This is a genomic window from Lysinibacillus sp. RS10, assembly GCF_041956855.1.
Taxonomy (GTDB): domain Bacteria; phylum Bacillota; class Bacilli; order Bacillales_A; family Planococcaceae; genus Lysinibacillus; species Lysinibacillus xylanilyticus_A.
In genome coordinates this window covers 4,146,449-4,167,672 of record NZ_CP167122.1, presented here as the reverse complement: position 1 = coordinate 4,167,672, position 21,224 = coordinate 4,146,449, and the positions used below count along the sequence as shown (strand labels likewise).

The window sequence follows — 21,224 nt, the reverse complement described above, 5'->3', positions numbered from 1 at the left end:
TGAAAAGTGCCGTCCGGAACTGAAATCAACCCAATAGGTGATCAAGCAAAATAATAGTCGAAAGGGAGTTCAATCGGTGAAAAGTATGGCGAAAAACTCTATAAAAACACTTGCAGCAGCATCTGCACTATTTCTTTTTATCCAAACTCCATCAGCATATGCAACTAATTTATCGGATTTAAAAGATGAAAAAAATCAAATCGAATCAAAGAAAGATGGCTTAAATTCATCCATCAATAATAAATCAAATGCTATTACTGCAAATGAAAAAAAGCAACAACAAATATTAGATCAAATACAATCATTAAACGCTGAAATTGAAAAAACTAATAATAATATTAAAAATGTAATGGCAGAAATTCATTCTGCAAATGAAGAAATAAAAACGTTAGAAAATTCTATAGCAGAGCTTCTGCGCAAAATTGAAGAGCGTGATGTATTGTTAGAGGAACGTGCTCGTGCCATTCAGGCGAGTGGTACCGTTAGCTATTTAGACGTATTACTTAGTTCTAGTAGCTTCGTAGATTTTATCGATCGATTCTCGGCTGTAAATTCATTAATGGAAGCGGACCGTCAAATTATCCATGAGCAAAAAGAGGACAAGCAAAAATTAGAGGAACAAAAGCAAGTCTTAGAAAGCAAACGCCAAAAGCTTGAAGATAAAAAAGCTGAGCTTGATCGTTTAAAAGCATCATTGGATGGACAGAAAGCTGAGAAAAACAAATTAGTTGATCAATTAGAAAAAGAACAAGAAAAACTAAAGTCAGAGAAAGTTTTACTTGAAAAAGAATACTCTGAGGCACTTGAAATTAGTGACGAATTACAACAAAAGATTATTGATGAGCAAAAACGATTAGCAGAAATTGCCCGTCAACAAGAAGAAAAACGTAAGGCAGCAGCAGCTGCTGCCGCAGCAAATGCAGCTAAAAATAATAATGGTGGTGGATCTTCAAATGTCGTCCATGCTCCGCAATCAAATGGTACGTGGATCAAGCCAACAAATGGTCGTCTAACATCGCCATATGGCTGGCGTAATATTGGCGCAGGTCCAGAATTCCATTATGGAGTCGATCTTGCAAATAGTACAGGTACGCCAATTTGGGCAGCTGCAGACGGTGTTGTATCTTATGCTGCACCACTTAGTTCATATGGTAATGCTGTCATTATCACACATTCAATTGATGGTCAAATTTATGCAACAGTGTATGCACACTTAAATTCTATCAATGTTAGTGTTGGTGCAGAGGTATCCCAAGGTGAGCAAATTGCAACAATGGGTAGTACTGGACGTTCAACAGGACCACACTTACACTTTGAAGTGCACAACGGACCTTGGCAAGGACAATCAGTCGGTAGTGTCAATCCTTTAAAATATATTCCGTTGTAAAAATAGTAAAAGCTATACATTAGATGAATTGAATCTAATGTATAGCTTTTTTCTTATTAGTAGTGATGAATAGAACATAAAGTGAGGGAAAGAAGCAGCAAGTGAAGGATGGAATTATCAAAGTGATGGATAGAAGCGGCAAATTGATGGATAGAGACAGCGAAGCGAAGGAAAGAATCAAAAAAGCAACGGATAAAATAACCTTGAGGAAGGGATCAGTCGGCGGAACGTTTTGGGGAGACATTTATAGTAGTATCTTGAACTCAGCGTTGTTTTGGTAGATAATTGTAAAAGATAATTAGAAGTCAATATCTGGTTGTGCCACACTTTATGTTAGTATAAGTAGTTCGTATACTTCCAATGGCACGTTTTAGGAAGATTTTTTGAACACAGTGTGAAATGACAGTTCACATAACGATTGTATGCTATGCTGAAACTAACTTTACTTGTGGAGGATGTATTTGGTGAATAATACAGAATGGTTCTCTATTCGGACACTAACATTACCAGCAACGGCTGTCGCTCTCCTTGCAACATTTTTCGTTGTATGGCTAGTTTTACGGGTACAATTTCCGAAAAAATGGTCGGGGGTCTATGGAGACGCAGTCTTTACCTTTATTCTTGTTTGGAAATTTAGCATAATTGTCACTGATTTTAAAGCTGTTATTGCTCAACCGTTTACTCTCCTTTATTTCAATGGCGGAACAATTGGTGTCATTTTAGGGGTAATGGTCGCATCGCTTCAGCTTTGGTGGAAGCGAAAAAAATTGCAGTTTGATGCGACTGGAGTCGTTGCCTGTAGCTGGGCAATCATTTTAACGCAATCAATCTATCAATGGTTTGTGGTGTTACTAAATGATAATCAAATCAAGAGCGAAGTCATAACTTTAAGTGTACTAATTGTACTGACGATCCTCATATTATGGAAATTGACAGCTATTAATCGTGCATTATTTTTATATACGATTGGGCTTATAATTGTAGCCTTCTTTCAGCCGCATGGTTTATGGCAACCGGCTGTTTGGGTGAGCGTCATATTACTTATACTGGGTATAACAATATACGACTGCTCAAAAAAAATCTCACAAAGCACTTGATTACTGGGAGGTAAGAAATGAAAAAAAATATTGGGCTGCTTATCGTCGTGTTATTAGTAGTTGCGATGATTGGTACATATGTTAAACAGCAGATTGATAAGGATCGTGAAATTGAAACAGCCTCTCTTGGGAAAGAAATGGATGAACAAAAGATTGGCTTAAAAAATGGAGATATACCACCAGATTTTACGTTAACAAGCTTGGATGGTGACGAGGTAACATTGAGCGACCTTCGTGGAAAGAAAGTCGTGTTAAATTTCTGGGCGACATGGTGTCCACCGTGTAAGGCTGAAATGCCACATATGCAAAAGTATTATGAACAGTACGCAAAAGAAGATAATGTAGAAATTATAGCTGTTAATTTAACAAAGGATGAACATGATTTTACAGTTGACGAAAAAATAGATACCGTTATGACATTCAGAGATAGCTTCGAACTAACTTTTCCTATCCTACTTGACCAAGAAAGAGAAGTTTCTCCACAATATAACGTCATGACAATTCCTACCACTTATTTTATTGATTCAAAGGGATACATTCAACGTGCCATTTCAGGGCCGATGGATACGGATATGCTAAAAAGTTATGTTGATGAATTAGATTAAAAAGATAAAATGTAAAGATCTGCTCGTTTTTGTTAAAGAAACGAAGCAGATTTTTTTATTTTTTGTGTAAGCATTTTATCCGCGCGAGGAGGGAAATAAATATCCGCGATTGGCGCCGGAATATCCGCGCGAGTAGGGAAAATATCCGCGAAGCACTCATAGAATACTCGCCAAACCAAAAGCATAGTATTCAACAAATTATTTTGAAGCTGAATCTTGTATGTTTGAAAAATAAAAGTCATACAGTAGTAGAGACGGAGGAGGGAAGGTTTGCGCAAAATAATGGCGGGTGTCGGCGTACTTGCTAGTAGTTTATTGCTAGGTAGTGGAATTTATTTTGATTGGTTTAAATTAGGGGATAAAGAGGAGCCGGTCGTCACAGAGGCCGAATCGATTAATGAAGCGTTGAATTTAATTGAGAAAAAATCTGTATACAGTACGAAAAAAGATGTGTTAGTAGAAGGGGCACTTCGCGGTATGGCAGATGCTATTAAGGACCCTTACAGTACTTATTATTCGAAGGAAGAGGCAGAACAACACCGACAAATGTTAGCCGAAGAAAGAGTGGGCATTGGGATTGAGTTAACGGAAAATAACGGAAAATTTATTATTGTGTCTCCTGTCCGTTCGTCCCCGGCAGAGAAAGCAGGAATGCGCTCTCTCGATGAAATTGTACAAGTTGATGGTGTTCGAGTAGATGGTAAATCGATGAGTGAATTGATGCATTTAATTCAAGGAGAAAAGGGAACAAAAGTGACGATTGTTGTTTATCGTCCAAGTGAAGATAAGCATATTAAAATGACGATGGAACGAGCAGCAATTTCCAATAAAACAGTATCAAGCGAAGTAGTGAAAGTAGAAGATACCTCGATAGGCTATGTATCAATTTCGCTTTTTGGTGAGAAAACAGCTAATGAGTGGGTTGCCGAAACGAGTAAATTACTCCGAAAAGATATCAAAGGGTTAGTGATCGATGTGCGAGATAATCCAGGCGGTTATTTACATAGCGTCGCAGCACTATTGAGCACGGTATTGGAGAATGGTAAAGTGTTTGCGTATATGCAAAATGCTGAAGGTGCTATGGAACCATTAAAAACGGAATCAAAAAGCTTTGATGAAAAATATTTGCAGACAATGAATAAAATACCGATTGTTGTGTTGCAAAATCAAGGCAGTGCATCGGCTAGTGAAGTACTTAGTGGAGCTTTAAAAGGCTGGGGACGTGCCTCCCTTGTTGGTGTCAAGAGCTTTGGGAAGGGAACAGTGCAGGAATCATGGTCACTGTCAAATGGCGGAGAGCTTAAACTGTCCACAAATAAATGGCTGACACCGAAACGCGAATGGATTCACGGGCAAGGTATTGAGGCTAATTTAGTCATTGAACAAAATGAATTAGTTGCTTTCCAAATGCATCCATTATCTGGGAAGTTTAAAGTGGGCGATATGAGTGAGGAAATCTCTTATACGCAAAATGCTTTAAAAAAGTTAGGGTATAAAATTGCTCGTTTAGATGGTTATTTTGATGACACGACGGAGGAGGCTGTTAAGCTTTATCGTAAAGATAAGGAATTGAAACAAGTAGAAGAAAATATTTATATGGATAGTACTTTCTTTAACAGCTTAAATGATACGTTGAAAAAATATAAAGAGGATCGTCAAAATGATTTACAGTTCCAAATGGCCACAAGCTTTTTATTGCACAATATTGAACAATAAATAATATAGGCTTACAACGGCATAATTGATAAGATGTAACATCCGCTCAATGAAGATAAATAATAAGAATAGAAAGCTTTCTATTAGTTTGTACTACGCAAGAGTGTAGTCGTTTGATACAATAAATTCATAGTATTCAAGACAGAATGGCGGGTGTTCGTATGGTTAGTGATATATTAATAGAAATTGTAACAGCGATTGGCCGCTTTTTACTCAACCCATTAATGTATATTGCGATTTTATTTGCGATTTTATTAGGTTATAGTCGTGTAAAACAGGAGCGTAAATTTTTTAATAGACGGATTATTTGGGGTTGGACAGAGCTAATTGGGCAATGGAAATATGGGTGGCTATATGCCCTCTTTATTTCACTAGTAAGCGTTGGTTTAGGTTTAACATTACCTAAAGCTTTCTTAATGATTTTAATAGTTATTTCTGTGTTGGCACTATTATTGTTCTGCATTAATGCACTCTCACCTATTTATACGATGGGGCTCGCAACACTAGTAATATGGTTGATGGATCAATACAATTGGACTTTTTCTTGGTGGAAAATCTCTTTAGAAGGTACCAATGTATTAGATGGCGCTATTGTAACTATTACGATTTTAGCAGGTCTAAGTGTGATTGCTGAGGGCATGTTAATTCGTCAAACAGCAATGAAGGTAACGACACCACGAGTTGAAAAAACGAAGCGGGGTATGCAGGCAATTGTTTATCGTTCAAGAAATGTATGGGTACTGCCAATTTTCTTTGTAATACCTGGAGATATTATTCCGGTAGACTTGCCGTATTGGCCACAATTTACATTAGGAGAGAGTAGCTTTGCACTCGTATTATTTCCAATCGTTATAGGATTTTCAAAGCTTACTAGAAAAGAACTGCCGGTTTTTAAATTTCCTAAAATGGGGCGATCCGTGTTACTACTAGGACAGCTTATTTTAATAGGTGGACTGATAGCAGTTTTTGAGCCGTTCATCGGTTTTATTACGTTGGCAGTAGGTGCAGTACTTCGTATTGTTATTTCAATCTACTATGCAATGCAAGATAAAACGGACATTTATGCAGTTGCACCGAGCTCGAAAGGTGCTATTATTGCAGCTGTGCTTCCTGATTCTCCAGCTGAAAAGATGGGCTTACTTGCAGGGGAATGTATTCGTAAAGTAAATGGTCGTTCCATTTTTACTGAAAATGAATTATATGAAGCTTTGCAATTAAATGCAGCACATTGTCGTCTAGAAGTATTAGACTGTAATAATGAAATACGTTTAACACAGCATGTTATATATAGCAATGATCATTATCGTATAGGATTATTACTAGCCGAGCCGAGGGATTTCTAATGGATGTTTTCGGGAAAATGATGTTAGCGTTATTTTTACCAGCATTACTCGTGTTATTGTTTACGAGAATTACGTTTAATCGTTATGTTGCACTAATATTAGCGATTGCTCTAATTGCGGCATCTGTAAATGCAGGTTACACTTCCACGCCTACTTTATTTGTGATTGATGCATTTTCGTTAACAGTAGGCTTTTGGTTAGCAAGTAAAATGAAAAAAAATAAAGATACCCTTTAAATTAAAAGGTCAGTCCAAAGTGAAGTTTTCTCACTTTTAGGACTGACCTTTTTACATGAAAAATAATTGTTGACCTACAAATATTGATATGAAGCGGTTTGAGTGAGGTTTAGTTAGGAGCTAGCCCCACTTTTAGCCCCACTTTCTTTTAAACTTTTACTAAATACGTTTACCGCTTGTGCCTCCATTTCTTGAAGAATGTGACCATAAACGGTATGAATCATTTCAGGTGTATTCCCTAAGCGTTCGGCTATCGCTTTAACGGGAATGCCATTGTTCATTAAAATTGTAGCATGGGTATGCCGCAAGCCATGTATTGTTGTTTCAGGTAGTTTAGCTTCTCTCACAAGACGATTAAAAATAGAATTTAAACCTGTGGAAAAAAAGGGTTCAATAGTATACGGCGATATAAAGATGAATGAATCGTCTTTCGTTATATCCTCCTGTAATTTACGACCATGTGAAAGCAACAATGCTTTATTAGCTATTCGATAACTCTTTAGCTGCTGTATGACTATGTCATCTACCTTAATAGTACGTTCACTATTCTTTGTTTTCGTAGAACCTGTGCCGCTATTCCCTCTAGTCCGTTCAATTGTAATCGTTTGATTCGTAAAGTCGATATTTCGCCATTGAAGCCCCAACGCTTCACCTTTACGCATACCAGTATAAGCAATCGTTAAAAATAAGCTGTAGTAAGAAATATTCTCATGCTGCTTAATATGATTCAATAGTATAGTGAGCTGGGCAGGCGTAAGATAATTCCTTTTCGTTTCTTTCTCCCTAAGAGAGGGAAGAGCAATCCCTTTTAGTTTGTTTCGTAATAAGATTTCTTCAATAACAGCAGCATTCATAGCGGTTCTAAAAACTGAATGTAGTGTATGAATCGTAGAGGGCTGTAATTTGCCTTCTAGTGCATCAATAAATGCTGCTTTATAAATAGTCTTATCAAGCTTCTTTAACTTGTAAGAGCCTAACAGCGGTTTGAAATACAGTTTTATAAAGCCTTCTCGTAGACTAATAGTAGCTGGTTTCCATTTCCCTCTATTCATGTTAAACCACATGTCTAGCCATTGGGCGACAGTTAGGTTATCATTTTCTATATGTTTAGTTTCACCGCGCAGCGTTGCAGCCTTCACTTCCAGAAGGGCTTTCAATGCTGCTTTTTCTGTTTTAAAACCACTTTTCTTCTTCTCTTTCCGCTTCCCGGTAGCATCATAATACTTATGTCGAAACATCCATAGCTTTTCTTCATTTGCATTGAAATAGTGATATATTTCAGGTTCTTTTGCTGATTTATATAACTTCACCTTGTCCATTCCTTTCATGCTTGGCGGCGTGTGTACAGGAATAGGTGAGTTTAAAAGTTATAAAAACTATCTATTAAAATTTTTTAAATACATCTGATTGAAGATTTACTTTTATGCTTTGCAGGATTCCTTTTTCAAGATTCTTTTGGAAAATGTCGTCGTTATCAAGAGTGTCTTCGTTAATTTTTTTTATTAAATAGGATTGTAGTTCGTGATTTAATTTATTTTCAAGATTTTTGTAGATGTCTTGATGAAAAGATGCACTTATTTTGTTGTAGATTTCGTTAATAAATATATATTTTTCATTTTCATTATCAAATTCAATTGTTAAAGGAATATTAGCAGCAAATATATCTGGATTGCCCAAAAGAAGTTCTACACTATTAATAGTTTTGCCAAGTAGGTCAAAACTTTGAGTGTGTTGATTCCTTTTTACATCCATTATTACATCTATATCAGCAGTTGTAATAGTTAAATGGTTTTCTGTAATAAAACTATCTGTCGGGCGTTCTTGTAAAGAATACATACAGGAATTGATTTCAACAAAAAATTCAATGTCTAAAGGCTCATACTCATAAAATTCACATGGTGTAACACCAAGATACTTGCACAAAGTATTAATTGTCTCCATTCGCATCATTTCACTATCATTTTGAGATATTGAAGTAATGGTGTTCCTCGATATCCCTGTATCTTTTGCTACACGTGTTATTTTTAGTCCTCTTTCTGCCATTAATGCAGCTAAACGATTTCTAATCATTTTAATATCACCTTCCATAATGAAAATATATCAATAATAAAGCATAATGACAAGTTAACTTGACTAATCGCGAATTAAACTTGTGTATTTAAAATTACTATGGTAGAATTCGTTGAAAGTAAAAATGACAAGGAAAGTTATCGTTTTGTTTAATATATTGATTATTTGATGATGAAATGTATAGTTTAGTTGTCATGATATCTATTGAAGGAGGGGTATAGGTGAAAAATAATTTACGTTTGTTAATGGCTCAGAAACACATAAATATTACGCAACTTTCAGAAGCAATAGGTATATCCAGAAATGCAATTGCTAGTATCTATCATGAAAAAACTACTCGCATGGATATTAAAACAATTACTTTGCTTTGTAATTACTTTGAATGTACGCCTAATGATTTGATTGTCATTATGAGAGGAGCGAATTGAGATGTTACCTGGAAGCATTGAAGTAAATCTTGATAGACAAGCCATTCGGCAGTACATCGAAAAACGACTTGAAGAGGAAATTAGAGAGACTTTGTGGTTGATAGATTTAGATAAAATGTCTGATCTAACTTGTATGTCAAAGCGGTGGTTAGAAGATGTAATTACTTGTGATGTACGGATGCGATCAATCGAAATAAAAAAGAATCGTAAAAGGTGGTGGCCATATCGACAAGCCTTTGAAATTATTAATGAAATTACAAATGAATGGTGAAAATGCACAGCTTGGCGGCGTGTGTTATAGGAAAAAATCATAAAAAGTGGTGAGAAAGATGAATGAAGCATATTTAATTGGACGTATAACTGTGCATTTTGGCATTGATATTGTTTCCTTAGTGCACAAAGTACATGGCCGTTTTTCGTACATGGATTTAGTAGAAGGAGACCATATCGAAGTAAAAGAGGATGACCAATACAAGGCTATTACTATTAAAGATATATTAGATAAAATTGTTGAACACGATTCAAGTCAGGTATGGAATCGTGGTTCATCAATTTATGAAGGTGCTCAAGTTAGGGTGAAGCTAGACCCTCGAGGAAACAAACTAGCAGTTTTAACGGAAAAAAGCCTAAAAATAAATAAAGTAATGTTTGCCCTTAAACAAGGGTTCATAACTCATGAGCAAGCTACACAAGCATTTTTGCAGCTTGAATTAGAAAATGATGAATAAAAGAGCACCTGCACAGTTTAAGCAACATAGGCATTGACAAGGTGGTGATGACGATGTCTGATAATTTCTTTTTTCCAGTTTTCACGGGTCTACTCGAGCCAGAACATGTCGAAAAAATTGGTTCTGCTTTATGGGAGTTTTTGTGGTTAATATCTAAAGTTACAAAAGAAATTGTTGAGAATGATGAAACTATCGGCATTGTTCTTGGCGGTAGGCCTGTTAAAAATGTTGAAATGTCCGAATCGTTAGGTTACAGTCTGGCGAAAGTTGAACGGAATATTTCAACTTTAAAAAAACATGGATATATAACCACAAAGCGAACACCCTATGGAAATATTTTTAAAGTGAAAAACTCAAAGAAATTTTATAAAAATAGAACCCTCAAAAATGACGGTTCTGACTGTAGAGAACCCTCAGATTTGGAGAGAGAACCCTCAAATTTGATGGAGAGAACCCTCAGATTTGAGGGATGTAATAAAGATATAAAAGATATAAAAGATATAAAAGATATAAATACTACTCGTCAAAAGAAATATGACGAGGACAACACCTATTTCAAAATGGCAATATACTTCCATGAAAAAGTTTCTGTAGTTGCAAATGAAGCTGGAATATCTCATTTAATCAAAAAGTCCAATATGCAAACTTGGGCTGATGATATGCGAAAGCTTATTGAAATAGATCAAGTTAATAAGCACCAGGCTAAACAAGTCATGGATTGGGTAACAGAAGATTCATTTTGGAAAACTAATGTACTATCGGCCAAAAAGCTTCGTGAGAGATTTATGGAATTAGCTATTAAAATGAATGCTGAAAAGAAACCTGTTCAACCAAAACAGAAACCACAATACGATCCTAGAGATAAAGAAATAGAGTTCCAACGCTGGATACAAGACGGGAATAATCCAGATGATTTTGATTGGAGTGATTGAAATATAGGTCGTCAAAAGTATGGATTGAGGATGATATAAATGGAACTATTAAAACACTTAACAAAAATGGAGAAAGTAGAAATTCGTAAAGCTGTTGTAAATGAATTGGAACGTTATCGACTTTCTAAATTTACTTTAGAGAATCTAGATAATGATGATGTTGCCTTTCACCAAATGATTGAACGAGCTATTGAGAGATTACCAACACCAGAACGCTTTCTAATTGAAGCAAGGTATTTGTCAGCTAATAGTGAATACTTGACAGATTATCATGTCTACAATTTAAAGTTTGATCCACCAATCTCACCAGCTACTTACACAAAGATTAGAGATACAGCTATGATAAAGATTTCATTGTTTTTAAATCTTGATACAGGTGTGAAAATTGAATATTTAATTCAAACAAACTATCCGGCTAGGTTTAGTTGAAAGGAGGGTGTGCTGCATGAATCAAACTATTATTTCAGAAGCTTTCGGTGAACATTTAGCACTTATTACAGTGGACACTCCTTATGCAATTGAAAGTGATTCAGATACTTTTGTTTCAGAACTAGAACATAAAGTAAGGGAGTATATGTATTCATTGTGGATGGATGCCCAGGCCAACCAACTAGCAAACTATTTGGAGAAAAGACAAGCAGCACACTTTGCTCAGTTGTACGAATTTAGTTATGGCGTGTCTATGTATGATAACGATCAATCTCTTTCTAGTAGGTCGGATACACTTGCATTGATGATTATTGATGAGAAGGTAGCATATAAGAAACGGCTTGAACGGTTACGGCTTCAATACAAGCGATTCAATAAGATATGTGACCTAATTAGTGTGGAAGATAAAGAACTGTTTATACGCTATTTTGAGCAGTCTCAGAAGGTGGATTATGAAACCTTAAGGAAAGCTGTCATAAACAATCTAACATTAATTGGTGAACGTTATTGGCGTGATGAAAAAATGAAAGAGGAACACACGCGTGATTCTTTCAATACTAAAAGATAATGAGGTGAACTTATGAAAGAACTACGATGCACAAAGTGCGGAAAGTTATTACTAAAAGCTTCGAGTGAATATGAAGCTGGTGCTGCACTTATCCAGTGTGATTTAGAAGTACAATGCACACGCTGTAAAGCAATCAATCGATATAAAGCTAAATAACATTAGAAGCTCACGAAGCTCATTACATTCCAGCAATGGTGTGTGATGGGTTTTTTATTTTCAATAAAAGGAGATGAACTTATCATCCCCCCGGGGTGTTTGGTTAATATTTTTGAGATTGCCGTACACCGACTGCCCCTATTTGCTCGAAAAAAATTCCCTAAATGAAAATTTTCAAGGAGGTGAGGAAAATGAATACACAAGTGAAATTAAAAAGCATCACATTAAAAGGTTATGTCAATGTGGTTGGTACGGAAAGTAAAGTTTTAAACCATTCGAAGCATGGGGATTTTATTGAAATTATTACTCCAGGTACATTTGAAGAAGCTTTGCGACGAGCAAGGGATGTGGATCTCTTGTTAAATCACAATTGGGAAAGGAAACTCGGTTCTTTAAATGATGGAAATATAGAACTCTATGAAGACAATATAGGATTAAGAATCAAAGCACATATTTTTGATAATGAAGTTATTAATAGAGCTAAAAATAAGCAATTATCAGGATGGTCATTTAAATTTATCCCTTTAGAAGAAATATGGGTTCAAGGCAAAGATTATAAAAAAAGACGATACATCCGAAAAATAGATTTACGCGAAGTTTCTGTACTCGACATACAACAAATACCTGCATATTTAGGTAACTCTGTTGAGTGTGCAGAATATCAAAATGAAGTTATTAATATCAGTGATTTATGCCAAAAACATGATGATTATTTAAAATTGAAAGGCGGAATTTGAACATGACAGTAAATATTAAATCGGCAGTTTTAGAGAAATTAGAACAATATAAACGGAATCAAGAAGAGCGAGAAAATGAATGTTATGCAAATATTGGTTATTTAGAAAATGAAATAGAGCGATTAGAAAATGAATTAATAACTACTGAAAATCGTTACTTAATTGAAGGGACAGGAGAGTCAAAGAAAACCTATGAACAAGTAAGTAATCAATTAGAAGAACTAAAAAAAGATTTACAACTGGAAAATAGATTCCTAGCAAATAAACCGCGTCGGGATAAAGCAAAATTAGAATTAACAGAAGAAGAAAAGACATCATTATTAGCTGATTTGGCAGCATTTACAGAGCCAATCAATCCATTAGTAGAAGATTTTAATGCTAAAGGTAAAGCATTTATAAAGGCGTACAACGACCTGATGGAAACATATGAGCCAATTGAAGAAGTTTTCGATTTAGCAGTAGCTTTAATTGGTAGCGTATGTGGCACAAAAGAACAACGCAAAATTATTATGAAAACATCATTTATGAACCCAAATGGATTAGGTCAAAATATCGTACGATACAAAAATGAAATATCTCGAATGAATGCCCCAAGAAATTACTTTTGGTAATTATAAAAGACTGCTGTTAAATCGAAAGATGGAATAGATAAAACACTTACTTCGGTAGGTGTTTTTGTGAAAGTAAGTTAAAAAAAGTGATTGAGAAGTGGTGAAAACATGTCATTTTGGTTGAAAGATTATTCAATTCTCCTAAATAAGTTGGAATATTTACAGTTTAAGCTTACAGATAAAGAGCTTTCCTCAACTGAGAGAACTACTGCAGAAGGAGAATTACGATATTGTTTAGACAGGAAAGAACAATTTGAAAAGTTAGTTTCTAAATTTGATTCTGTAGAGGAAAAGATTCTTTACCAGAAATATGTGAACGGTAAAACACTGGTACAAGTTGCAGTAGAATTAGGATACTCTGAACAATATATCCGCAATAAGCATTCTGAAATAAAGCGATTGATTAAATTCAGTGAAGGTTGAGGGGATAGTCTGTGAACCTAGCAATAATCAGCGAAGAATTTGGAGAGCAAATAGCAGCCATTACAGCTGGTACAAAGTATGAAATAAGTAGTGAATCAGATAACGATGTTCCAGTGATGGAAGCACGGATCCGTAATACCATGTATTGCTTGTGGAAGGATGCGACATCTAAGGAGTTGGCCAAGTATTTAAAACGATCAGCGGAACAATACTTTCAGGAATTGTATGAGTTTTCATACGGTGTCACATCTTATGATGCTGGCGTTAGTATAACAAAAGGAACCGAACGTCTCGCTTTAATGATTATTGCGGAGAAGGAGAACAGGAAGCGACAAATAGACCGTTTAGAGAGTGCATACGAGCGTTTTAATTCAATTTTGGATAGTTTACCTCCACAGGATGTGGAAGTGCTACAGCAGTACTTTAAAGAGCGGAAAAAGGTTGATTATGAGTTACTACGTGAAGTAGTGAAAAAGTATCTTAAATTTATTGAGTCATACTATGATGCGGACACAGAAGCAGCGGAGCAACGTTCAAAAGAAATAACAAAGGATATTGAAGGGGCAGCTCCAAAAGTTAAGCCGATACCAATACAACAATTAGAGAAGAATAAGAAAAGAGCTATGAAATCATTAAATAAATTGTTTTTATAGACACTTACTTTTGGGTAGGTGTTTTTTTTGTGGAATCCAGGTTCACTAGCTATGAAAACTATATTGCACAGGCGGTTAAAGACGATATTGAAGGATTTACAGAACGGCACAATGACTATTGATCGTTTGATTGGATTGCAAATAACTATTCAACAGCGTAGAAGTAAATAAGTAAAAGTAAGACCAAGATAGCATAATTGCCGTCTTGGTCTTTTTTTTAAGGCTATTTATTTAATAGTTCTTTATAGTAATTGTTATCTCTTGCATCTTCGAAACTTTCCTTATCTATTTTATAATCATTTTCGTTCGTAAGTCCAGCTTTATATGATGCCTCTAAAAACTCCAACTCTCCATTCCAAAATTTTTCATATGCCTGAGAGAGTTTGTTAAGTTGCTCTACTGTTAATTCTTCCGGATTTTTAGGTTCTTTATTAGGTTCATTAACAAGAATCCCATATTCTAGTTCTAATTTCTCCGATTGTTCACCGAATTTATCTACTTGTTCTCTTAGTTCCATCACTGACTTTACTTCTGATTTTGTTATATCCGGATTAATTGTTTGGAAATACGCTAGCTCCTCTTTGTAGTTTTCAGTTTTTGTACTTGCAAAAGCAGTTGTAAGTCCTCCTATTGAAATAAGGATAGCTAATGATGTGATAATTGTTTTTTTCATATTGTTTTGGTTCCCTTCATTGTTAATTATTTTGTGGTTTCTTTAAATCTTAATTCGATTTCATCTAATTCGAATGAACAACATATTCTATGGTTCTCTTTATCCAGTATTCTATAATGCTGAGAAAGAATATTTTGTTGTATTTTATAACCATTTAACTCTTTTAATTGTCTCCACCATACTTTCCCTCCTAGTGTTTTAGAAAGGTTTGTATCGTAGTGTGTAAATGCAACTGTCTTAATAACCTCGTCAACATCCCCGCCAAAGGTCATCTGAATAATTTCACTATGTTCAAAAAGTGTGGCAATACAAACTGAACCTGCCCAAGTGAGGGAGCTTCTGCCTTTTTCGATTTCTATTAGTGTCTTCTTTGATATACCCACAATCTCAGACATTTTTTCTTGTGAAAAATTGTTTTCGGTGCGGATGAGTTTTAATTTTTTATTTATCAAATTTATAAATTCATTTTTATCCATATTATATCCTTCCTTCTCTTATAGTGTAATATTACACAATAAAAGAGCAGGAGTCAATAAAGGTGTATAAATTATTTTTAATAAAAAGGCACATCAAATCTACAAAAAAGTACATACAAAAAAACAGACAACCAATATTAGTTATCTGTTCCACGTTCTATATTGGACTGTTTAGTTTGCTCAATAACTTCCTCAAAAGCTGCTTTAAATTCCTCAATTGTATAACCAGCTTCCAGTAATTCTTGGGTTGTTTGTTCTAGTTTGTTCATTTTGAAATCCTCATTTATATTTTGTACCATCTCCAAAATTAATAATATTGAAATTTGCTAGAAATATCAAAAGAGGCATATAGTAAGGCTGTAGAGCGATTAAATAATAAATCGAATAAATCATCATATATAGAAGAAACAGTGAATAGAGAACGTCCTGTACAGGTTTATAACTGGCTTGAAGAACGTGATAGTCGTACACAATTAGTTCAATGTGAACCAGCGTTTGATAACTGGCTTTTATGGTAAATGGAAAAGTTTATTCAAATGAATCTGATTTGAGGTATTCTTAAACTAACGATGCAGGTTAATTTAAGAAACTTTCAGATGTAGCCTTAGAATAAAGATTTATAAAAAAATGCCCTGAAATCCTTATTTAATAAAGAAATGCAAAAACTCCATTTTGGAAAAAGATTGATCAAAATGGAGTTACTCTTTTTAGCTAAGTATGAGATTTACATTCTCTTGCTTAAAAGACCGATTTAATTAGGAATATTCTTTGTAATACAGTGAATACCGCCACCTAAAATATTTAGTGCTGTTGTATTTATCGTAATTACTTTTCTATCTGGGAAAATAGCTTCTAAAACTTTCTTGGCTTGTTCATCTTTTTCCTTAATTATTTCTGGTAACCCCTCTTTCCAATAACTTTGACCTAATACAATACCATTTACAATAAGGAAATTACAATAACTAAGAGCCGGTTGCATTTTAATTTTTCCACTTGGGAATGGAGAACCGTCTCTTAATGTATCAGTTGCACCATCTAGTTCTTTACACCACTGCCATAGGTCATATATTTCATCTCCTGATTTTGCAGTTATATACATCGGTTCTGGACAAGGCATACGTACTATTTTAAATTTTTCACCGTTAATATCTGTAGCATTTTTTAACACTTCATAGGCCTTATCTAAACATTCTTTTGAAATTTTAGCGGAATTTAGTTTTTTAGCTTCTTCTTCACTTACCTCTGCTAGTAAAATAGTGTTTTCATTTACAAAACGACACATTTCATCAATATGACCATTTGCAGATGCACTACGATATACGGGTTCACCATCTACAACATCTAATGCTCCATCTAACATTTCTTCATCATCAAATGTAGCATGTGGAATCCAAATTACCTTTTCAAGATTGAATAATCTCTTAAATTCATCCTCAACTTGTTCTTTAGAATATTGAGGGTTACGTTTTGTCACTTCAGTATCCTCAATTGTCAAAAGCACTCCATTTCCATTGAATTCTCTATCTCCTCCCTCAGAAATAAGGTCGGAATTTACTATGTCAAAACATCCAAGTTCAATTGCCTGATGTGGTGCTATCTTAGCTGTCTCAAAAGAAGTTGGTTCTTTGTCATCTGTCAACCCATACTGATTAAATTTAAAATTTACAAGACGCATGTTACCGTTGTCGTCTATAAGAATATCAGCACCATAATCACGAGCCCAATAACTTTCATCGGCAAATTGAGTAAACTGAACGCAATCTATATTTATTCCAGCGTTTGATAGTGTTTCTTTACAAGTTGTAATTGTTCCCTCTACACCACAGTTTACATATACTTCAACTTCACCAACAAGATTCTTTATAACCTCAACAAAAACATCGTGAACATTATATTCTTTGGCTGAATACGCATCTGCAGGCCAACAAAGCATAACTGCTTTCTGCTTCTCAAATTCTCCAGCATATCTAAAAGTCTTTTCATTTTTATTATTCATTTCTCTATCTCCATTTCATAAAATTATAATTTATTCATATTAATGTTTTATACTTCCTCTTGAAGTTTAAATTCATCATATTTCTTATAATAAGGTGTAGTGTTACACTATAGTCAATATACGAGGGGGGTTATTATGAGTGAAAATAAAAAAATTCATTTTACAACGGGGGAATTTGCAAAACTTGTCGGTGTTTCAAAATATACACTTTTTCACTATGATAAGTTTGGAATTTTTTCTCCTGAATTAAAAGATGAGAATGAGTATAGATACTATTCTACTTTTCAAGTTGAACCATTCTTTGTTATATCTTCACTAAAAGAATTAGGAATGCCATTAAAAGAAATTAATAGTTATTTAGACGGAAGAAATCCAGAAAAACTAATATCTCTTTTAAATACACAGAATGAAAAAATTGATAAGGAAATCAATAGACTTGTTTCTATAAAAGAAGTGATTTCACAAAAAATAAAAACTACTCAATCTCTATTTAATATAAATACGGAAAAAATTTTTATATCAACTGAAAATAAGGAATTGCTGTTTCTTACAAATGCAATTCCCAATTCAGATCAACGAAGTATAGCTGTATCTTTTGCAAATCATATAAAACGTTGTGATGAGCACAATATTGCTTCTCGTTTTTCTGTAGGGCAAATGATTAATCTTAAAAATATATGTAAAGGCAATTATGATTCATATAGCTTTTTTTATACAAAAATTTCATCACCATTGCCAGACGCTAATGTTTATTTAAAAAAAGAAGGTGACTACTTAACGGCTTACCATACAACTGGTTATGACTCAATAGAAGAAACCTATTTAAAAATGCTTGGATTTGCCAATGAAAATAAGTTGTTTTTAGATAACTATTTTTTTGAAGATGTCATTTTAGATGAATTATCGGTGACTGGATATGAAAACTTTGTTATAAAAATTTCTATTTTAATTAGCGAGTCTCACTAACATTTAACAGGTGCTTTAGTTAAATAAATTTAAAAAGACCACTTCACGATAGGTGGTCTTTATTGTTATTATGATATTAATGTCCCACCGTAATGTCCTATCGCTTAAATGCTGAAATCCATTGAGAGAGTAAGTGTGAACACATATAAATTGAATCTTAATCATTTATTCTTTTAATCTTTTAAAACATGCTAATAATAATTAAATATATAATCAAGCAGCTGCAGAAATGTGGTTGCTTTTTATATTGGCCAAAGAAAAACACTTTCAGCTTGTATGATGAGCCAGAAGTGTTTTTTTTGCTGTCGTTTAAATTTTATCGCCGTTTTCCATTACAAAGTTTAATTCAAAGTTTATTTTTAAAGCTTCAGCAATTTTCTCTAGATCTGCAACGGAAAGGCTATTATTTTTCATCTTTTTCGAAAGGTTTGGTTGTGATGTTCCGATCATTTCAGCCAATTGAGTAGCCGTAATATCAAACTCAACCATTAACTTTTTTACTTTCTTAGTAGTGTCCATACTGTTCCTCCCATAAATAACTTATGAATATATAATAACACGATTACAAATTAAATATAACTTTAAGTTATAAAAATGTTGACTTATAACTTAAAGTTATTTAATATAATTTTAAGTTATTAAATAATGTGCAAACAACCATCAAAGGTTAGTCGGTGAATGGACCAGAAATAGCCGACATGCTACAGAAAAGGGGGGATGACATTGTGTATTAAAGCTCAATCGAAAACCATCCAACAACGCCAGAATTACATTAATTCGAAGATGAAACAACACGATGCGATTAGGGATGTCCGCAAGTATCAGAATCGGTTGAAGTGGATTATGAGGTATCATTTTCTGCTTACAGAATTAGAAGTAAAACAGATGCGTGAAAATTTACGTAGGGTATTTAAGTAGAGGTATTCCGGTGATAGAAAGTGAGGTGAGAACAATGGCAGCGTTTGAATATTTAGCACAATACGAAACATTCAATTCTGTACAAGAAATGGATCAGCATATTGAGCAGCATATCCAGCAACATTACTATGACCTGACTGAATCAGAGCGTGCCATTGTTTATAAACTTGCTTCGCATGCACTTAATTATCCTGGGGCTTGCCACTTAAAAGCATGTACCATCGCTGCAGCATTAGAAATCAGTACAAAGACTGTTTATCGTTCGATTTCAAAATTAGAGTCACTAGGGATTATCAAGAAACAGATCACTACGAAGGAAAAAGGCGGTAGAGGTGCAAACATCTATATTATTTTGCCGTATCAACTAGAAACGTGTGGCAGCCCTGACAAGCATTTTGAAAAATGTGAGGTTGTTTCATTACAAGAAGCTTATAGCCGTGTTCATGCTGAAAAAGAAATATGCAAAGAATTTATGAATGAATATCAAGTGATGTTGTATAACTTCATGCATTCGCTGCCACTTTCGGACATTTTCAAAGATGAACTGCATAAAGTGGTATTGGCATCTAATGTAAATAACATTCAGGAATTCATATTGGCCAAGAACATCATTTTTAAAATAGCTAACGATATTAAAGATGGTGTGCTGACGGTCACTAATACATTAAGAGCCATATTCGTAGGGGCTCATAAGAAGGCATTACAACGTAAAGCTAAGCATCCCACAATAAATACATCATCTATAGGTCAAAAACCTGTAAATGTGCATACAGTGCCTTTCTACAACTGGCTAACTGATAAAGATGGACCAACAGAAGTATTTTAATATGAAGGAAGTGAGGACACATGAAAGTAACGGTTAAAGAATGGCGTGTAATGTCTGATCGTAACAAACAATTACTTTTGAATGCAGTCGCAACTAAATAAAACATAGACGGAAAAGGGGAATGAAAACATGCAGCAACATACACAGCACACATTAGAAACGGTTGTTCGAGAAAATAGCCACAGTGTTTATGGATTATCAGCGCAAATGATTCAATTAGAGGTTATACAAGGGGCAGTAGCTCGTTTAATGAACAGAATTGACGAGATTACTCATAAAGGTTGGGATAAAGACCGAGGAATAGCTTGTCTTGTAATTGAGGAAGTACGAGATACAGTACGTTTGATTGATATGGGATTCCATCCATTGTTTAAAGAAATGTCACAAGAGGTTGATACCCTTAACATTCACGCCCAGGAACTATTTGAGACAGTGATTGAAAATGAATCTGAGCAATCGGTTGCTACAGCTACTAAATCGAATATCAACAGTAAGGAAGGTTGGAATGCTTTTGCTATGGAAGGCAACATAAAAACATTCATTAAAGAATTTGGAAGAGAACCAGAAAGCTTTGAGGAAGTGTTAACGTATATAACAGAAACAGTAGTGAAAGTTGTGGATAAAAGTGAAGAAAATAAAAAAGCCTCAGTTGCTGTTACAGCAGCAACTGAGGAATGAATAAATTGACCACGACTATTTTAGAAGAACATGAAGTTTAAACATTTAATTTGAATATATTTTTTCTTTAACTCTTTCGATTGAACGTTTTGAAACGTTAAAATTCCAATTTATTTCTTTTTCGTCTTTTACATTGTATTCAGCGGCTAACATAGCACCCTTAAATTGACCATTTGTAATATAAAAGCCTACAGGTGAGTTTTCAAAAAGGTGTTTCAGGTTGTATGAGCTGTTAGAAAGATTAAAACGATCCATGCGTTCAAAATTTTTAAAAATCCAATCTTGAATAATAACTTTTTGTTCATCTGTAAGTTCTTGATACTGATTTGGATTGTTGTTACCAGAATTATTGTTTATCAAATCTATCACCTACCTTTCTAACCAAATTGTAACAGAAAGCTAATAGGGGGGAGGAAATTAATTGAAATAGTAGTTATTCAAAATAGACAAGCAGTAACTCCATTTTGCAAGTTGAAGACATTCGGAAGGAGCATAGTATTGTAGTAGTGTTTGTTCCATTTGATTTAAGGTTAATATAAGAACAGACCAAAGTTACAGCAATTTTATACAAA

At 34.4% G+C, this 21,224-nt stretch carries 29 protein-coding genes; 21 read left to right on the top strand and 8 right to left on the bottom strand.

Annotated features, from left to right (window positions below):
• Window positions 1-76 precede the first annotated feature (76 nt).
• From ACB089_RS21125 to ACB089_RS21100, 6 genes are all read left to right on the top strand, one after another.
• A complete protein-coding gene (locus tag ACB089_RS21125; RefSeq protein WP_374963785.1) occupies window positions 77-1,387 on the top strand; it encodes a murein hydrolase activator EnvC family protein in 1,311 nt (436 codons plus the stop codon).
• Between the two features lie 455 nt (window positions 1,388-1,842).
• On the top strand, window positions 1,843-2,484 hold the full coding sequence (locus tag ACB089_RS21120; RefSeq protein WP_374963784.1) for a hypothetical protein: 642 nt from the start codon (window positions 1,843-1,845) through the stop codon (window positions 2,482-2,484).
• Between the two features lie 17 nt (window positions 2,485-2,501).
• On the top strand, window positions 2,502-3,089 hold the full coding sequence (locus tag ACB089_RS21115; protein WP_374963783.1) for a redoxin domain-containing protein: 588 nt from the start codon (window positions 2,502-2,504) through the stop codon (window positions 3,087-3,089).
• A gap of 270 nt (window positions 3,090-3,359) precedes the next feature.
• Complete coding sequence (locus ACB089_RS21110; protein ID WP_374963782.1) at window positions 3,360-4,805, top strand: S41 family peptidase; 1,446 nt, start codon at window positions 3,360-3,362, stop codon at window positions 4,803-4,805.
• A gap of 161 nt (window positions 4,806-4,966) precedes the next feature.
• The gene (locus ACB089_RS21105) at window positions 4,967-6,148 is read left to right on the top strand and encodes a PDZ domain-containing protein (protein ID WP_374963781.1); all 1,182 of its coding nucleotides are present in this window, start codon (window positions 4,967-4,969) and stop codon (window positions 6,146-6,148) included.
• Window positions 6,148-6,384 carry a DUF2198 family protein gene (locus tag ACB089_RS21100; protein WP_374963780.1) on the top strand — a complete coding sequence of 79 codons (237 nt, stop codon included), beginning with the start codon at window positions 6,148-6,150 and terminating at the stop codon, window positions 6,382-6,384. The genes ACB089_RS21105 and ACB089_RS21100 overlap by 1 nt, the downstream gene beginning before the upstream one ends.
• Before the next feature lie 113 nt (window positions 6,385-6,497).
• On the opposite strand, the gene ACB089_RS21095 is transcribed toward ACB089_RS21100, so the two are convergent.
• Both ACB089_RS21095 and ACB089_RS21090 read right to left on the bottom strand, forming a co-directional pair.
• Window positions 6,498-7,703 (bottom strand): tyrosine-type recombinase/integrase, encoded by a 1,206-nt coding sequence (locus ACB089_RS21095; protein ID WP_374963779.1) that lies wholly within the window; start codon window positions 7,701-7,703, stop codon window positions 6,498-6,500.
• 64 nt (window positions 7,704-7,767) lie between these two features.
• On the bottom strand, window positions 7,768-8,454 hold the full coding sequence (locus ACB089_RS21090) for a helix-turn-helix domain-containing protein (RefSeq protein ID WP_374963778.1): 687 nt from the start codon (window positions 8,452-8,454) through the stop codon (window positions 7,768-7,770).
• Window positions 8,455-8,675: 221 nt separating this feature from the next.
• On the opposite strand from ACB089_RS21090, the gene ACB089_RS21085 reads away from it, so the two are divergent.
• The 11 genes from ACB089_RS21085 (at window position 8,676) to ACB089_RS21035 (ending at window position 14,119) form a co-directional block, all read left to right on the top strand.
• Window positions 8,676-8,882 (top strand): helix-turn-helix transcriptional regulator, encoded by a 207-nt coding sequence (locus ACB089_RS21085; RefSeq protein WP_053482623.1) that lies wholly within the window; start codon window positions 8,676-8,678, stop codon window positions 8,880-8,882.
• Window position 8,883: 1 nt separating this feature from the next.
• Window positions 8,884-9,153 (top strand): hypothetical protein, encoded by a 270-nt coding sequence (locus tag ACB089_RS21080; RefSeq protein ID WP_374963777.1) that lies wholly within the window; start codon window positions 8,884-8,886, stop codon window positions 9,151-9,153.
• Between the two features lie 58 nt (window positions 9,154-9,211).
• Window positions 9,212-9,610, top strand: a complete 399-nt coding sequence (locus ACB089_RS21075; protein WP_374963776.1) for a hypothetical protein — start codon at window positions 9,212-9,214, stop codon at window positions 9,608-9,610.
• A gap of 53 nt (window positions 9,611-9,663) precedes the next feature.
• Window positions 9,664-10,542 carry a hypothetical protein gene (locus tag ACB089_RS21070; protein WP_374963775.1) on the top strand — a complete coding sequence of 293 codons (879 nt, stop codon included), beginning with the start codon at window positions 9,664-9,666 and terminating at the stop codon, window positions 10,540-10,542.
• A gap of 39 nt (window positions 10,543-10,581) precedes the next feature.
• Entirely contained in the window at window positions 10,582-10,971 is a 390-nt protein-coding gene (locus tag ACB089_RS21065; RefSeq protein ID WP_374963774.1) for a hypothetical protein, read from the top strand.
• Between the two features lie 16 nt (window positions 10,972-10,987).
• A complete protein-coding gene (locus ACB089_RS21060; RefSeq protein WP_374963773.1) occupies window positions 10,988-11,539 on the top strand; it encodes a hypothetical protein in 552 nt (183 codons plus the stop codon).
• Window positions 11,540-11,551: 12 nt separating this feature from the next.
• Window positions 11,552-11,695, top strand: coding sequence for a hypothetical protein (locus ACB089_RS21055; RefSeq protein ID WP_374963772.1), 144 nt, complete (start codon window positions 11,552-11,554; stop codon window positions 11,693-11,695).
• A gap of 191 nt (window positions 11,696-11,886) precedes the next feature.
• Window positions 11,887-12,432 (top strand): HK97 family phage prohead protease, encoded by a 546-nt coding sequence (locus ACB089_RS21050; protein WP_374963771.1) that lies wholly within the window; start codon window positions 11,887-11,889, stop codon window positions 12,430-12,432.
• A 2-nt stretch (window positions 12,433-12,434) separates the two neighbouring features.
• Window positions 12,435-13,043 carry a hypothetical protein gene (locus tag ACB089_RS21045; RefSeq protein WP_374963770.1) on the top strand — a complete coding sequence of 203 codons (609 nt, stop codon included), beginning with the start codon at window positions 12,435-12,437 and terminating at the stop codon, window positions 13,041-13,043.
• A gap of 108 nt (window positions 13,044-13,151) precedes the next feature.
• A complete protein-coding gene (locus ACB089_RS21040) occupies window positions 13,152-13,466 on the top strand; it encodes a hypothetical protein (protein WP_374963769.1) in 315 nt (104 codons plus the stop codon).
• A gap of 11 nt (window positions 13,467-13,477) precedes the next feature.
• Window positions 13,478-14,119: a hypothetical protein gene (locus ACB089_RS21035; protein WP_374963768.1), complete on the top strand. Its 642-nt coding sequence runs from the start codon at window positions 13,478-13,480 to the stop codon at window positions 14,117-14,119.
• A 223-nt stretch (window positions 14,120-14,342) separates the two neighbouring features.
• On the opposite strand, the gene ACB089_RS21030 is transcribed toward ACB089_RS21035, so the two are convergent.
• From ACB089_RS21030 to ACB089_RS21020, 3 genes are all read right to left on the bottom strand, one after another.
• The gene (locus tag ACB089_RS21030; protein ID WP_374963767.1) at window positions 14,343-14,792 is read right to left on the bottom strand and encodes a hypothetical protein; all 450 of its coding nucleotides are present in this window, start codon (window positions 14,790-14,792) and stop codon (window positions 14,343-14,345) included.
• Between the two features lie 26 nt (window positions 14,793-14,818).
• Window positions 14,819-15,268, bottom strand: coding sequence for a helix-turn-helix transcriptional regulator (locus ACB089_RS21025; RefSeq protein WP_374963766.1), 450 nt, complete (start codon window positions 15,266-15,268; stop codon window positions 14,819-14,821).
• A 137-nt stretch (window positions 15,269-15,405) separates the two neighbouring features.
• Window positions 15,406-15,537, bottom strand: a complete 132-nt coding sequence (locus ACB089_RS21020) for a hypothetical protein (protein WP_374963765.1) — start codon at window positions 15,535-15,537, stop codon at window positions 15,406-15,408.
• Window positions 15,538-15,591: 54 nt separating this feature from the next.
• Between ACB089_RS21020 and ACB089_RS21015 the strand changes: the two genes are divergently transcribed.
• Complete coding sequence (locus tag ACB089_RS21015) at window positions 15,592-15,786, top strand: hypothetical protein (RefSeq protein ID WP_374963764.1); 195 nt, start codon at window positions 15,592-15,594, stop codon at window positions 15,784-15,786.
• A gap of 233 nt (window positions 15,787-16,019) precedes the next feature.
• Here the strand turns inward: ACB089_RS21015 and ACB089_RS21010 are convergent, their stop codons facing one another.
• On the bottom strand, window positions 16,020-17,264 hold the full coding sequence (locus ACB089_RS21010; protein WP_374963763.1) for an agmatine/peptidylarginine deiminase: 1,245 nt from the start codon (window positions 17,262-17,264) through the stop codon (window positions 16,020-16,022).
• Between the two features lie 135 nt (window positions 17,265-17,399).
• Between ACB089_RS21010 and ACB089_RS21005 the strand changes: the two genes are divergently transcribed.
• The gene (locus ACB089_RS21005) at window positions 17,400-18,230 is read left to right on the top strand and encodes a MerR family transcriptional regulator (protein WP_374963762.1); all 831 of its coding nucleotides are present in this window, start codon (window positions 17,400-17,402) and stop codon (window positions 18,228-18,230) included.
• A 309-nt stretch (window positions 18,231-18,539) separates the two neighbouring features.
• On the opposite strand, the gene ACB089_RS21000 is transcribed toward ACB089_RS21005, so the two are convergent.
• On the bottom strand, window positions 18,540-18,749 hold the full coding sequence (locus ACB089_RS21000; protein ID WP_374963761.1) for a helix-turn-helix domain-containing protein: 210 nt from the start codon (window positions 18,747-18,749) through the stop codon (window positions 18,540-18,542).
• Window positions 18,750-19,182: 433 nt separating this feature from the next.
• Here ACB089_RS21000 and ACB089_RS20995 point away from each other — a divergent pair, with 433 nt between their 5' ends.
• Both ACB089_RS20995 and ACB089_RS20990 read left to right on the top strand, forming a co-directional pair.
• Window positions 19,183-19,974, top strand: coding sequence for a helix-turn-helix domain-containing protein (locus tag ACB089_RS20995; protein WP_374963760.1), 792 nt, complete (start codon window positions 19,183-19,185; stop codon window positions 19,972-19,974).
• Between the two features lie 129 nt (window positions 19,975-20,103).
• Window positions 20,104-20,652, top strand: coding sequence for a hypothetical protein (locus ACB089_RS20990; RefSeq protein ID WP_374963759.1), 549 nt, complete (start codon window positions 20,104-20,106; stop codon window positions 20,650-20,652).
• Window positions 20,653-20,697: 45 nt separating this feature from the next.
• Here ACB089_RS20990 and ACB089_RS20985 read toward each other — a convergent pair whose 3' ends face one another.
• Entirely contained in the window at window positions 20,698-21,012 is a 315-nt protein-coding gene (locus ACB089_RS20985; RefSeq protein ID WP_374963758.1) for a hypothetical protein, read from the bottom strand.
• Window positions 21,013-21,224 lie beyond the last annotated feature (212 nt).